The organism is Wolbachia endosymbiont (group A) of Eristalinus aeneus, assembly GCF_964026915.1.
Classification (GTDB): Bacteria; Pseudomonadota; Alphaproteobacteria; order Rickettsiales; family Anaplasmataceae; genus Wolbachia; species Wolbachia pipientis.
Genome location: NZ_OZ034712.1, coordinates 541,527 through 557,017, shown reverse-complemented (window position 1 = coordinate 557,017; position 15,491 = coordinate 541,527). Strand labels below are relative to the sequence as shown.

Sequence of the window (15,491 nt, the reverse complement as noted above, 5' to 3'; positions counted from 1 at the left end):
AAATCTCAAAAATAGACCATTCCAGCATCTTATATATAGATGAAGCAGGAGTTGATAATAGGTTATACCGAGAGTATGGACGTGCTCCAATAGGAAAGAAAATTTATGCAGATATTCCAGGAAGAAAACGAGAGAGAATCAGTATAATAGGCGGGTGGATTGGAAAGAGATTTATTGCACCAATGACTTTCAAAGGTGGGTGTGACAAAGAGGTATTCAATACATGGTTAGAGAAGATGTTATTACCTAAATTGCCACATGGTACTACAATAGTTATGGACAATGCCACATTCCATAAAACTCCCAAAACAAAGGAGTTAATAGATAATGCTAGATGCCGTTTGCTCTATCTACCAACATATTCACCAGATTTGAACCCTATAGAGCATTGTTGGAATACCATCAAAAGCCGCCTCAGACCTTTAATGCATAAATATACAGACTTACAACTTTTGGTTGGTAATACCATAATGGAAATTTATCATTCATTTTAGAAAATACTATAGGTTGTTACGTAGGCGCTGCTAACGAAAATGATAGAGATGGTATTAAAATAGCATTAAACAATATGAGAACAAAATATACTAAAGTTAAAAAAATGTGGGCTGACATGGGATACCAAGGAAGAAATTTAAAGAATCACATAAAGGAAGAATATGACATAGATATTGAAATTGTTAAAAGGCCTCCATGTAGATTTTGGGTGCACAAAGATACGCCACCTGAGCTACTACCAACAAGAGAACAAGGGTTTAAAGTACAGCCAAGAAGATGGGTTGTAGAAAGGACTTTTGCTTGGGTTAATAGGAATAGAAGGCTATCGAAGGAGTATGATTTACTCACAACATCCACTGAGAATTTCATATACCTAGCTATGAGTAGGGTTATGTTAAAGAGGGAATATGCTTGAATTTACTAGTTTCCGGACAACCTCTAACTTACGCTGCAAATGTTTAAGAAATTTACTAAGCAGAAAAAAAGACAAAGAATCCCCGAGTTAGCTAGTCTTTTACTATCTCTGTCGAGTATTGGCATTTTTTGATGTCTTGTAACGCTTTATAAGCGCGTTCAGCTTATTTAGATAAAAATCTAGATGTAGATGAAGTTTTGTAAAGACATACAGTATCTATATACTGCAAAAAATTGAACATAAGACGCCGATACATTAAGTAATCCTTACCTTTTAATCTGCAGATTGGCGAAAGCAAATACAATAGCTTCAGTTTCATGATAAGGGGGCTGGCGGAGTTTGTCAAGGAAGTTTTTCGTTTCTGTGAACCACCTGCTAACCGACAGCTAACATTAACTACCGATATCGTATCTGAAGAAGCACCCTGGCCATTCTAAAAAATTTAATGCTGAGTACACCTTACTTTTGGCTTCCTCTATAGTGCTCCCTTCTGCTACTATATTTAGCACTCTTCCGCCATCGGAAACTAAGTTACCACTTTCATCGAATTTAGTACCAGCATGAAACACCAACACACCAGGAATGCTTTCAATCTTATCTAATCCTTTAATTACTTCTCCCTTTTGATAATCACCCGGATAGCCTTTACTTGCAACAACTACACAAACTGTAGATTTGTTGTTAAGTTCCACCATTTTGACATTTAACTTTCCTTCTGCAACTGACAACATCAATTTTAACAAATCGCAATTTGAATCAAATCTAGGTAATATAGATTGCGTTTCTGGATCACCGAATCTAACGTTATACTCGAGAAGTTTTGGGCTATCTTTGCAAATCATTAAACCAGCAAAGAGTACTCCTTTATAAGACGTACCCATGTTAACCAATGCTTGAGCTGTAGGGTATATTATTTTTTGGATAATTTTTTGCTCCATGTCCTTACTTATAATTGAAGGTGATGAGTACGACCCCATACCTCCAGTATTTTGGCTTTCATTACTTTCATCAACTCTCTTATAATCTTTTGCACACCCAAGAGTTACTACTTTCAACCCATCAATAAGAGCAAAAAAACTTACTTCTTCTCCAACTAAAAACTCTTCTATGATTATTTCTTCACCTGATTCACCAAATTTTTTCTCCACTAGCATTGAATTTATTGCTGAAAAAGCTTCGCTTTCTGTATTACATATAACCACCCCTTTTCCTGCTGCAATTCCATTTGCTTTCACTACAAGTGGAAACTTTATTTTATTGCTACGTACAAAATCTTTAGCTAACCCTTCATCAACAAAACACTCGTACTTGGCAGTTGGTATACCATATCGTTTACATAGTCCCTTGGTGAAAGACTTCGATCCCTCAAGTTTTGCAGTTGCTTGACTTGGAGCAAAAACATTTATTCCCTCTGCAACTAAATCATCAGCAAGCCCATCAATTATTGGTTGTTCTGGACCAATAACAACCAACTCTATATTTTCTCTCTTGCAAAATTGTGTAACATCCACTGAATTTTGAATATTTACATCCACAAGAGCCCCAAGATCTTTCATAGCTTGGCGACCAGGAGTTACATATAACTCAGTCAAGATAGGAGATTTTTTTAGAGCCCAAAGTAGAGCGTGCTCACGCCCACCAGAACCTATAACCAGAACCTTCATCTTTATTTCCTCGCTTTTCTATATGTCAAAATTATTATTTGCTTATAACAGTATCATTACTCATGTATTTTTGCAACACGTTTGGTATTGCAATCGACCCGTCAGAATTTTGATAATTCTCCATTATGGCAATAATCGTTCTTCCTATAGCTAAAGCTGAGCCGTTTAAAGTGTGAACATATTTTTTTATCTTTTTATCAGTTTCTGAAGAGTATTTAGCGTTCATCCTTCTTGCTTGAAATGCACCACAATTTGAGCAGCTTGATATTTCTCTATATTTATTTTGCCCAGGTAACCATACCTCTATGTCATAAGTCCTTTGTGCAGCAAAACCCATATCGCCACTGCAAAGCAGCATTACTCTGTATGGCAATTCTAATTTTTTTAATATCTCTTCAGCAACACTCGTCATACCCTCAAGCTCATCATTTGATTGGTCTTCAGTTGTGATGCTTACCAACTCCACTTTACCAAATTGGTGTTGCCTTATCATGCCCCTGGTATCGCGACCTGCACTACCTGCTTCTTTACGAAAGCACTCCGAATATGCAGTAAAGCGAATAGGCAGTTCTTTTTCTTCCATTATTTTGTCAGCAACTAAATTTGTTAAAAACACTTCACTTGTGGGAATCAACCTCAATTCGTCGGTAGTTAAATACGAATCGTCAGAAAATTTCGGTAGCTGACCAACATTATACATAGCTTCGTTTTTCACCAAAGCCGGGTGGTACACCTCAGTATAGCCAAATTCATTAACATGCATTTCAAGCATACAATTTATTAGCGCTCGTCCAAGCTTAGCTAACTGTCCTTTTAATATCGTAAATCTTGATCCGGAAATTCTCGCCGCTTGTTCGAAGTCTATTAAACCTAATTTTTCTCCGAGTTCATAATGAGATTCTGGTACAAAATCAAACTGTCTTTTTCCTCCATATCTTCTCACCTCTAAATTAGAGTTCTCATCTGCGCCTATTGGCACATCTTGCGCAGGAATATTCGGCAAGTTAGATAAAACATTCACTAACTTATCCTTTTCTGCTTGTTCTTTTAAGCTGATTGCCTCTATCTCATTTGTGATGCTTTTTGACAACTCTATTTGCTCTTCACAGGGGCTCTTGCTCATTTTAAGCTTTTTTATTTCCTCTGTGATTTCATTGCGCTGCCTATTCAAATCCTGCAGTTTAGTGGTTAATGATCTTTTCTCGTGATCGATTTCTAATATCTCTTCCGCAGTAGATTCTCTAATTCCCCTGCTTTTCATTGCCTTTTCAAATCCTTCAGGGTTTTTGCGTATATATTCTATATCGTGCATATATTGTGCTATTACTAACATTGTTACTGTACTCCAAAAGCTCTTAATATTCAATATATTCTCATACTACTAAAATTATTATGGTTGATTTTTTTGTTAGAATTTGTTAAAATTTAATTAACTTAGCGTTCATAGGGTGTAGTATGTTGGGTATTACAAAAAATAATCAGAAAGAGAGCACTGACTTTGCTGGTGAGGAATTCGTTATCTACGCTACTTGTGTATGCCTAGCAGCCACATTCGCTGCTGGCTGTTTAGGGGCGGTAATAGGATCCCCTCTATTGACCTTTCCACTTGCTATGCTCATCTCTAACCCCGTAGTTTGGGTTTTAATGGGAATAATTCTTACAGTAGCATACAAAATGGTTGTTGAACCTTTATTTTACTTAGCGAAGAACTATATTAATGGAAAAAGAGCTTCAAAGGGGGAAAAGAGTGAAGAAAAAGATACAGAACTACAAGATTTGCAAGGCAAGACTCCAGAAAAGCAAGCAAGACCGAAAACTCCTGATAGGGATAGTGGTATTTTTGACTGCAAAGAAAATAAGGATTCTTTTGTATATAAGACAAATAAAAAAGAAGATTATAAATTTTGGTTAAGTAATTTTGATATTGCAGAGATTGCAAAAAGTTACTATGGATGGATGCCATATCGTAAAAAAGGTCACAGGGAATTTTCCAAAGGAGTGTTCTTTTCTTGCCTCGATAATCTTACATCTTTTCTGGGGAACCGATTGCAAGAATATAAAGATAAAGTAAAAGGGGATAACAATTTAGTATTATCTTCAATTCTTAACTTAAATAACAATCATTGGGTAACATTGGTTATTTCTCATGATGAAAAGAGTAAAAAGTTTAGAGCATATTATTGCGATTCATTTGGTGAACCATTACCAGAAGAGGTATCAAGTGCGCTACAGAAAACTCTAGGAATAGACAATAGTAGTATTAGAAACTCAAAAGCTAAACAACAAGATGATAAGTATAATTGTGGAATATTTGCCTTAGAGAATGCTAAGAAAATTACAGATATGCTGAAAGCAGGCAAATCGTTTGATGAAATTGATGATCAGCTAAAATATGAACTTAGTTCAGAGCAATTAATAGAGAAGAGAAAAGAATTTGCAAAAGCGTTGAAAAAGGATGAACAAAGCAGGGCTGGCACGCCAAGCCCTGTATTAGGTAGTCCAGGAAATATAAGTCGTAAAGATAGCGGAGTAAGTTTAGATTCAGTAGAAAGTAAGCAAACAAAAATTGTTCAATATAATACTACAGGTGATGGCAACTGCTTTTTCCATGCGGTATTTGGTGATAATAGCTCTGGTCAATATAAAACTGAAAAAGCACAAGATATGAGAATGGAATGGCACAAATTTTTAAGTCAATTTAACTCTTTGAATGATCCAAGGATGCCTGAGTTATTGAAGGGACAGATGCAGAAAGTTTTTGGTGCATTCTTAGAAAATCCAAATCATTTGATTGGTATGTCGGACTCAATAAAAGATTTGGTTCAGCATACAAACAGACGGGTAGAGAAGATAAAAAAAAAGACTAATAAATTAATAAAAAAGTTATGTTGTCTTACAACATTAAAAGAAAATGAAGTTATAGGTGATTTAAGAAGCATTAGTGCTAGTAATCTCAATATTAGTGAAAGAAAATATGATAGAAATTATAATAGTGATACTGCAGCAAATTCTTTTCTCAATGGCAAATCCATTTATAGATCTTATCTAGAGGCAATCAGCAGCCAAAGTTACCATGTTTTCATAGAAGAAATTTCTATCTTAGCTTCGCTGGCTAATATTGAAATTGACGTCTACTATAAAAATAATGGTAATGATGTAAATACATTGTTTCTGCCAAATGCGGGAATGATAAATGAAGGTTATCAGCAGAACAACGAGCTATGGGGAAATAAAGAACAAGAAACGGTATACTTGGCACCTGGTCATTATGAGAGAGCTGAGATAGTAGAGGTAGAGCCTTCTCTTATGGAAAAAGTAAGTTCGGCTATACAAAGTGTTGTAACAGTATGTGTAAATGCGCTAGGTTTGAACACATAGAATATATGTCCCTACAAGTAGGAAATTTGACAATTGATTCTCCAGTTATTTTAGCTCCAATGTCTGGAGTGACTGATTATCCGTTTAGAAGTATTGTGAAGAAACTTGGTGCAAGTTTGTTAGTTTCAGAGATGATCGCAAGCAGAGCTATGATTATGCAAACTCGCCAGAGTTTGCAAAAAGCAAAAGTCGATGCATTAACTGCTGTGCAGCTTGCTGGGTGTGAGCCAGATGTTATGGCGGAGGCTGCAAAATTAAACGAGGACATGGGAGCAAAAATTATAGACATAAACTTTGGTTGCCCTGTTAAAAAAGTTGTAAACGGTTATGCAGGATCAGCGCTAATGCGTGATGAGAAAAAAGCCGCTGAGATAATTGAAGCTGTGGTCAAAGCAGTGAATATGCCAGTTACGGTGAAAATGCGCACTGGATGGAACGATGAAAATCGCAATGCCCCGAGACTTGCGAAAATTGCCGAAGACTTAGGAGCAAAAATGATCACTGTGCATGGAAGAACAAGAGCGCAGCTTTATAATGGTCAAGCAGATTGGAAATTCGTTAGAAATGTTAAAGAGCAAGTGAAAATTCCAGTTATAGTAAATGGCGATATTAAAAATTTAAATGATATTCAGAATGCTCTCAAAGAATCTGGAGCAGACGGAGTGATGATAGGTCGTGGTGCCTACGGTAAACCTTGGCTGATTAATCAAGCAATGAACTTTCTCAGTGGAAGTGAAACTTCTGAGCCAACAGCTTCAGAGAGATTAAGCATCATACTCGAGCATTACGACAATATTCTTGAGTACTATGGAAATGACACAGGAATAAAGATGGCCCGCAAACACATAGGTTGGTACAGTAGCGGGCTTCAAGGCTCATCTGAATTTCGTGTGAGAGTAAATAACATGACAGATAGCACAGAAGTGAAAGAAAATATTATTGGCTTTTTTGGTCAAGAGACACACTAGCTGTACTCAATTCGACTGATCGTATGCCACTACGCTCTCTTCCTCACCAGAGTGTAAATGACAACCATTATCCATCAACCATTCCTCGTCATAAGTTTCAATATCAAAATATTTTTCATATTTATCCACATTATCACAAAGTGAAAGTGCTCTGATCTTATTCATAATCAAACCTGTACCAGCAGGAATTAATCTTCCTACTATAACATTTTCTTTTAATCCACTTAAAGGATCACTCTTCCCGCAGAATGCTGCTTCTGTAAGTACTTTTGTTGTCTCTTGGAAAGAGGCAGCAGAAATAAAGGAGCTAGTTTCAAGACTTGCCCTAGTAATCCCCTGCAGAATAGGAAGATAATGAGTAGACCGTTTGCCAGAGTTACTCATAGCATCATTTTCCCTATCAACTTCCAGCTTGTCAATGCTTTCGCCAACCAAGTACATAGTATCACCAGGATCAGTAATTTCCACTTTTTGTAGCATTTGTTTTAAGATCACCTCTAAATGCTTATTGTCTATACGAACACCCTGCAATCTATAAACTTGCTGTATTTCAGAAATCATATAGTGCGCTAAAGCTTCTAACCCAAGCACACGTAAAATATCATGGAGATCAGGGTCACCATCCATCAATAGATCACCTTTACGTACAAAATCACCTTCATTGACTATTACATGCTTACTTCTTGATACCAAATATTCAACTGGAGAAATTTGTTCATCTACAGGTTTAATTAATATACTGCGTTTTCCTCTACGGTCTTTTTCAGAAAACGCTACATAGCCATCTATCTCACTAACAATAGCATGCTCTTTAGGACGACGTGCTTCAAATAACTCTATAACCCTCGGTAAACCACCAGTAATATCACGAGTTTTAACTGACTCTCTTGGTGTTCTTGTAATAACATCACCTGCATGAACCTTCTGGCCATCTTGTACATTGAGCACTGCACCGATTGGTATAAAATAACATGCTTCAACGCCACTTGCGAGTGTCATTACTTTACCATTATCGTCAAGCAGCACAATACGAGGACGTAAATTAGCTCCACCAGAATGCAATTTCCAGTCTTTTACTACTTTGCTTGATATTCCTGTAGATTCATCCATCACTTCAGTGATCGAAATTCCATCTTTTAAGTCCTGATAAGACACTGTACCAGTCTTCTCCGTGATAATAGGCAATGTATAAGGATCCCATTCCGCAACTTTATCGCCAATTTTTACTGACCCACTCTCATCTACATAAAGCTTAGCGCCGTAAGGTACACTGTGCTTCAACTTCTCACTACCAAGGCTATCAATCAACACGACTTCACAGGAACGGCTTATCACAATTTTATTTCCGTTTCTATCTATAATTATATTACTATTGTTTAACTTTATTTTAGCATTAATAGAAGCTATAATATTCGAGGATTCAACGCCTCTAGTCATTACTCCACCTATATGAAAAGTACGCATCGTTAACTGAGTACCTGGCTCTCCAACAGATTGAGCAGCTATAACACCAACTGCTTCACCTATTGAAACAATTTTACCAGTTGCAAGGTCTCTTCCATAACATAAAGAACATACACCAGGACTTATTTCACAAGTTAAAGGCGATCTAATTTTTACAACATCAAGACCTGCAATGCTGATTTGCTTTACTTTATCCTCATCAATTAATTCCCCTGCTTTTACTAATAATTCTTTTGTCACTGGGTTATATATATCATTTGCAGCTGTTCTACCCAGCACAACACTCTCTAGAGATGCAACTATAGTACTTCCTTCAACTGTAGCTCTCACAACAAGACCATTTTTTGTTTTACAGTCATGCTTTGTAACTATGCAATTTTGAGATACATCAACTAAACGACGAGTTAAGTATCCAGAGTTTGCAGTTTTAAGTGCAGTGTCAGCTAAACCTTTACGCGCACCGTGAGTAGAATTAAAGTATTCAAATACGTTCAATCCTTCACGGAAATTAGAAATTATAGGTGTTTCTATAATCTCACCAGAAGGTTTGGTCATGAGCCCTCGCATTCCTGCTAGCTGTTTCATCTGTGAAGTAGAACCCCTTGCACCAGAGTTAACCATCATATACACTGAGTTGTACTTACTATTTCCATCATATATAGATATTGCTTTTAACATATCATTAGCTATCATATCCGTACACTTAGACCATTCATCTATAACCTTGTTATACCTCTCACTTCTAGTTATTAGCCCATCTTGATATTGCATAGAGAATTTCTTAATTTCACCCCTCGCGTGATCAACATGTGTAGCTTTAGTTTCAGGTATAACCATATCACAACGACCAAAAGAGACACCAGAAAATGTGGCATACTCAAAGCCAAGTACCATTAATTTATCAGAAAATGCCACTGTAGCACTTTGACCACAGTTACGATATACCAAATCAACTATACCAGTTATTTCCTTGACTGTTAATATCTGATTTATTAGATCGAAGCCTAGATTCTCATGCTTAGGAAAAATTTGCCATAATATTAAACGGCCAGGAGTTGTACAAACAGTTTTATAGTGAGTTTCACCGCTGCTATTAATATACTCCATCCTATACTTTATACTAGAATGAATATGTAAAGTACCATCACTCAAGGAATGCTCAACTTCACAAAAAGCACCAAAAGATGGTAAATTATCTTCCTTAGGTTCTTGTAAAGTCAGATAATATATACCAAGTACTATATCTTTACTAGGAACTATAATCGGTCTGCCATTAGAAGGACTTAAAACGTTATTAGTGGACATCATCAACACCCTAGCTTCAAGCTGAGCTTCCAATGAAATTGGCACATGCACTGCCATTTGATCACCATCAAAATCAGCATTAAACGCCGTACAGACAAGCGGATGAAGCTGTATTGCTTTGCCTTCAATAAGGATTGGCTCAAAAGCCTGAATACCAAGTCTATGTAGCGTAGGCGCTCTATTCAACAAAACAGGATGCTCTTTTATTACCTCTTCAAGCATATCCCAAACTTCTGGTTTTTCTGCTCTTATCAACTTACTAGCAAACTTAATAGTTGGAGCCATACCATACATCTTAAGCTTTGAGTAAACAAAAGGTTTGAATAGTTCAAGAGCCATTCTTTTTGGTAATCCACACTGATTTAGTTTCAAAGTTGGACCAACAACTATTACAGAACGTCCAGAGTAGTCTACCCTTTTTCCTAAGAGGTTCTGGCGAAAACGACCCTGTTTTCCTTTTAACATATCACTAATGGACTTTTTATATCCAACAGCACCAGCTTTATTTACCAAAGTATTACGACGACTATTATCAAAAAGAGAATCAACTGCTTCTTGTAACATCCTTTTTTCATTACGAATCATAATCTCAGGAGGATTTAAGCTCAACAATTTCCTCAACCTGTTATTTCTATTAATAATAGTCCTATAATGATGATTCAGATCAGAAACTGCAGGACGACCACTCTCAAGCGATACCAAAGGACGCAAATCAGGTGGTAAAATAGGTATAGTTGTAAGTATCATCCACTCAGGCCTATTTCCAGATTTAATGAAGTTTTCAACAATACGCAATCTCTTTATAATTTTCTTTCTTCTTATCTCAGAAGCAACAGATTCTAATTCTAGTCTTAAATCCTTCCTAATTTCATGTAAATCAAGGCGCGTTAGCAACTCTCTTATAGCTTCAACACCTTGCATAGCTACAAAACTATCGATCCCATAGCTATCTTTAGCTTCATTATAAGCTTTTTCACTAATAATCTCACCTTTTTCAAAAGGCGAAACAAGAGGATCTATTACGATATAATTATCGCTATATAAAATATTCTCAATATCTCTGAGAGACATATCCAATAATGCTCCAATTCTTGAAGGAAGCGATTTCAAAAACCATATATGAGCAACAGGAGATGCAAGCTCTATATGACCCATCCTTTCTCTTCTTACTTTAGAAGATGTAACTTCTACTCCGCATTTTTCGCATATGCGACCTCTGTGTCTTCTTTTTTTGTATTTTCCACATAAACATTCATCGTCATTGACAGGGCCAAAAACCTTAGGGCAAAATAATCCACCTTTCTCAACTTTGAACGTACGATAATTTGCAGTTGAAACATCTTCTATCTCACCACAAGATATACGCTTAATACTTTCAGGGCTAGCAATCGATATGCTAACCTCATTAAAAGGTTGTGCAATGTTAGTGTGAGATATATCTTCAATCACTACATCATTTTGCTTTAAATCTACATTTAAACATAAAGAACGTAGTTCTTTTATCATCACATTAAAGGATTCAGGAATTCCACATTCAAAATTACTGTCACCTTTTATTATCGATTCATAAATCTTAACTCTACCATTAATATCATCAGACTTCACAGTTAACATTTCCTGCAAAGTATAAGCAGCACCATAGGCTTGTAATGCCCAACATTCCATTTCACCAAAACGCTGACCACCAAAATGAGATTTTCCTCCAAGAGGTTGTTGAGTAACCAAACTATAAGGCCCTACTGAACGCGCATGAATTTTACCATCAACCAAGTGGTGCAACTTAAGCATGTACATGTAACCAACTGTAACCTTGCGGTCGAATTTTTCACCACTGCAACCGTCATATAATACAGCTTGTCCAGAGTTATCTAAACCAGCAAGTTCAAATAATTTTGCTATTTGTTCATCTTTTGGACCCTCAAATACAGGTGCAGCAACAGGAACGCCATCACGTAATTTGCGTGCAAATTCAATGAGATTATTATCACTAATATTACGAATATCATTACAGATAGATACGTTACTGCCATAGCTATAAACCTCAATCAGGAAGTTACGTAAATTGCTGTATGAACTTTTACAAGAGTTCAAATAGTTCTCTACTAACTCATTCAACTCGTCATTTAGTGCATTCTTATTAGGTGTATTTAAAACAGAAGCCGTTATTTCATCATCATCAATATTTTCAATTTTTTTATTATCAAGGTATGCTACTGCAAATTGTGTAAAATTATCATCGTTAAGGGACCTAATTCCCTTGCAAAAAGCACTTTTGATCTTATTGATCTCATCGAGAATATTACTTACCTTTTCCCCTAATTTTCTACAAGCCCAACCTACATGCGTTTCCAGTATTTGCCCTACATTCATTCGTGAAGGAACACCAAGAGGGTTAAGAATAATATCAACAGGAGTACCATCTTCCAAATAAGGCATATCTTCCACTGGCACAACTCGAGAAATCACACCTTTATTTCCATGTCTACCAGCCATTTTATCCCCTGGTTGCAGACTATGTTTCACAGCAATGAAAACTTTTACTGACATCGACACACCTTGAGGCAGGTCATAACCTTCATGTAATTTTTCTACTTTTCGCTTAAACTGTGCTATTGCATGTGATACTTTTTCATCAAAATCTTTTTTTAAGCTCTTAACTTGCTCAGAAATGGATTGGTTTTTTAATCCTATACCCCACCATTGCTCACGTTCAATAGAGTCAAATTTTTCTCGATCTTGAGAACCAGAATTAATAAGAAGTTTCTTCAGTTCATCATAGAAATATTCACTAGTAACATTGATTATATAATCTCGCTCTTCCTCAAAGTCATTTATCTCTTTTTGTTTGATGAGTAATGCCCTTTCATTTTCTTCAACCCCCCTGCGTGTAAAGACTTGTACATCAATTACTGTCCCTTCAACATCTGGAGATGTATATAAAGAGGAATCCGCACAATCGAATGACTTTTCACCAAAAATTGTCATTAATAACTTCGTTTCAGGAGGCAATGAAAGAGAAGGTTTAGGTGTAACTTTACCTACCAAAATATAGCCTGGACCAACTCTTGTACCAATTTTCACTATACCACTATCATCCAAGTGATATAGATTTTCTTCATTAACACCAGGTATAGCACGAGTTATTTTTTCTGATCCTAAAGGGGTATCATGTACAACACAGTCAAATTCTTCTATATGAATAGAAGTAAAGAGATCTTTTTTAACAACTTCACTAGAAATAATAATAGAGTCTTCAAAATTATAACCTTGCCAAGACATAAAAGCGACTAGCAAATTTTTACCAAGCGCCAACTCACCACTGTTAATTGCAGGACCATCAGCTACTACATCACCCTTTTTAACATAATCACCTACGCACACTAGCGGTCTTTGATTAATACAAGTATTATGGTTAGAACGCTGAAATTTCCTTAGATGATAAATATCTACGTCCAAGTAGTTAACCCTTTCTTTATCAAAAGCACGTATAACTATAGAGTTACTATCAGAACTATCAACTATGCCATCGCGTTTTGCTAAAACTACAGCACCAGAGCCAGAAGCTACAAAAGACTCCATACCAGTAGCAACCAGAGGAGCGGTAGGCTTCAATAAAGGTACGGCCTGACGTTGCATATTTGAGCCCATTAATGCTCTATTAGCATCATCATTTTCTAAAAATGGAATCAAGGAAGCTGCAACTGATATTACCTGCTTAGGAGATACGTCAATGTAACTAACTTGGTCGCTACTTACCATGACGAAGCTACCAGCATATCTACAGTATAGCATGTCATCAACAAAGCAATTATTTTCATCAAGCTTTACGCTAGTGTCAGCTATATGATGTGAGCCTTCGTCTATAGCAGAAAGATACTCAATTTGATCAGTAACAACCCTATTGACTACTTTTCTATAAGGGCTTTCAATGAAACCATATTTATTAATACGCGCGTATATAGCTAAGCTGTTGATTAACCCTATATTTTGCCCTTCAGGAGTCTCAATAGGGCAAATTCTTCCATAATGAGTTGGATGAACATCACGCACCTCAAATCCTGCCCGTTCTCTTGTTAAACCGCCAGGACCTAACGCGGATAACCTTCTTTTATGTGTTATTTCAGATAACGGATTAGTCTGATCCATAAATTGAGATAATTGAGAAGAATTGAAGAAATCTCTTAAGACATTAGTTAACACTTTTGGATTAATAAAATCAGATGGAGAAACTTTATCTAAACTAGAAGTGGACATAGAATCAACTATTGCGCGTTCCAATTTCAACAACCCAGTTCTAAATTGATTTTCTATAAACTCTCCAACTGATCTTACTCTTCTGTTTCCTAAATGATCAATATCATCTACAGATCCTTGACCGTCACGTAACAATACTATTTTTTTCACAATTTCAATAATATCTTCATGCGTTAAAACAGTTAAATCCTCATCATAATTTAATCCAAGGTAAGAGTTAAGCTTCAACCTACCAATGTTAGACAAATCATAATATTCCGGACTGAAGAAAAGATTACGGAAAAACTCTTCTACTATCTCTAAAACAGGAACTTCACCAGGACGCAAAACTCTATATATTTCATATAGTGCATCCTGATAAGACATGTTTTCATCTAAGAAAAGCGTATTTAATATATAAGGTCCAACAAACAAATTATCTATGTTCAACACTGATATTTCATCTACAGATAATAACTCAAGCTTCTTTATGTCTTCCAGCTTTATAGATTTACCAGCAGATAAAATTTTCGTAGAGCTAGCACTATCCATTAAATCTTCTGCGAGGAATAAACCACATATAGAATTAAAAGGAACCAGATACTCTTTCAATTCATTATCATATAGCTTTTTAGCTAGTCTTGAGGTAATACGAACGTTAGCTTTAAGCAGCACATTACCTTCAATATCCATTAAGTCGAAAGGCAGCCTCACTCCTTTAAATTTATCAGGAACAAAAGGCACTTTCCAACCATCTTTATGTTTTACATACTTTATTTTCTCATAAAATCTATCGAGTATATCATTATTTGATAGACCCAACGCCTTTAATAAAACTGAAATTGGCAATTTTCTTTTTCTATCAACACGAAAATACAAATGGTCTTTAACATCAAATTCAATATCAAGCCAAGAACCCCTATAAGGAATAATTCTAGCAGAATAGATCAATTTACCAGAATTGTAAGTTTTTCCCTTATCGCTATCAAAAAATACACCAGGAGACCTATGCATTTGTGAGACGATAACTTTTTCCACACCATTAATGATGAAAGTGCCCTTATCAGTCATCATAGGCAACCCACAAAAGTGGACTTTCTGCTCTTCTATAGATTTTACAACGGTTGCAAGTTTAGAATGATCTCCACTCTCTTTAATCGATTTATATTCATCAAGAGAAATACCATCCTGCATAACAACAAGACGTATAGAAGCAATAACCTGAGCAGAAAAAGTTACACCACGCTTTATACACTCAGATTCATCATACTTAGGATCATCTACCCTACAACTTATAAACTCAATAGTAGCCCTACGCAAAGGATCATTTATTGGAAAGATTGTATGAAAGATAACTTCAAGTCTTTCATTACCCTTATTCTTAGGAGTAAAAGAATCATATGATTCTTTTTGAACCTTAACCAAATCCAATAAAGAATCTTTTAAATCAATCGACCTAGAATAAGAAACTCTAGGAACAAAAGCACCAGAAGCGTACATATAAGAAGAATCAACCATTAAAATACCCCAAACTAATTAAAAGAGCTATATCAATATAAAATTAATACA

General features: G+C 35.9%; 6 protein-coding genes and 1 pseudogene. 4 read left to right on the top strand and 3 right to left on the bottom strand.

The window, feature by feature from the left end:
* The first annotated feature begins 2 nt into the window (after positions 1-2).
* Together AAGD62_RS02775 and AAGD62_RS02770 are read left to right on the top strand one after the other, a co-directional pair.
* The gene (locus tag AAGD62_RS02775) at positions 3-494 is read left to right on the top strand and encodes an IS630 family transposase (RefSeq protein WP_155968340.1); all 492 of its coding nucleotides are present in this window, start codon (positions 3-5) and stop codon (positions 492-494) included.
* A gap of 8 nt (positions 495-502) precedes the next feature.
* Positions 503-910, top strand: a pseudogene (locus AAGD62_RS02770) (IS5-like element ISWpi1 family transposase); the annotation flags it as partial.
* A gap of 392 nt (positions 911-1,302) precedes the next feature.
* Here the strand turns inward: AAGD62_RS02770 and purD are convergent.
* Together purD and serS are read right to left on the bottom strand one after the other, a co-directional pair.
* On the bottom strand, positions 1,303-2,574 hold the full coding sequence (gene purD, locus AAGD62_RS02765; protein WP_155968256.1) for a phosphoribosylamine--glycine ligase: 1,272 nt from the start codon (positions 2,572-2,574) through the stop codon (positions 1,303-1,305).
* A gap of 34 nt (positions 2,575-2,608) precedes the next feature.
* Complete coding sequence (serS, locus tag AAGD62_RS02760; RefSeq protein ID WP_155968254.1) at positions 2,609-3,886, bottom strand: serine--tRNA ligase; 1,278 nt, start codon at positions 3,884-3,886, stop codon at positions 2,609-2,611.
* A gap of 143 nt (positions 3,887-4,029) precedes the next feature.
* On the opposite strand from serS, the gene AAGD62_RS02755 reads away from it, so the two are divergent.
* Both AAGD62_RS02755 and dusB read left to right on the top strand, forming a co-directional pair.
* Positions 4,030-5,952 (top strand): Ulp1 family isopeptidase, encoded by a 1,923-nt coding sequence (locus tag AAGD62_RS02755; RefSeq protein WP_155968252.1) that lies wholly within the window; start codon positions 4,030-4,032, stop codon positions 5,950-5,952.
* Positions 5,953-5,957: 5 nt separating this feature from the next.
* Positions 5,958-6,920 (top strand): tRNA dihydrouridine synthase DusB, encoded by a 963-nt coding sequence (gene dusB / locus AAGD62_RS02750; protein WP_012673040.1) that lies wholly within the window; start codon positions 5,958-5,960, stop codon positions 6,918-6,920.
* Positions 6,921-6,926: 6 nt separating this feature from the next.
* On the opposite strand, the gene AAGD62_RS02745 is transcribed toward dusB, so the two are convergent.
* Positions 6,927-15,440, bottom strand: coding sequence for a DNA-directed RNA polymerase subunit beta/beta' (locus tag AAGD62_RS02745; protein WP_341812764.1), 8,514 nt, complete (start codon positions 15,438-15,440; stop codon positions 6,927-6,929).
* Between the last annotated feature and the right edge of the window lie 51 nt (positions 15,441-15,491).

What these genes read in the sequence shown, in the direction of transcription:
- purD (WP_155968256.1), bottom strand. Translation starts at nt 2,574, where the DNA reads ATGAAGGTTCTGGTTATAGGTTCTGGTGGGCGTGAGCACGCTCTACTT.
- serS (WP_155968254.1), bottom strand. Translation starts at nt 3,886, where the DNA reads ATGCACGATATAGAATATATACGCAAAAACCCTGAAGGATTTGAAAAG.
- AAGD62_RS02755 (WP_155968252.1), top strand. Translation starts at nt 4,030, where the DNA reads ATGTTGGGTATTACAAAAAATAATCAGAAAGAGAGCACTGACTTTGCT.
- dusB (WP_012673040.1), top strand. Translation starts at nt 5,958, where the DNA reads ATGTCCCTACAAGTAGGAAATTTGACAATTGATTCTCCAGTTATTTTA.
- AAGD62_RS02745 (WP_341812764.1), bottom strand. Translation starts at nt 15,440, where the DNA reads ATGGTTGATTCTTCTTATATGTACGCTTCTGGTGCTTTTGTTCCTAGA.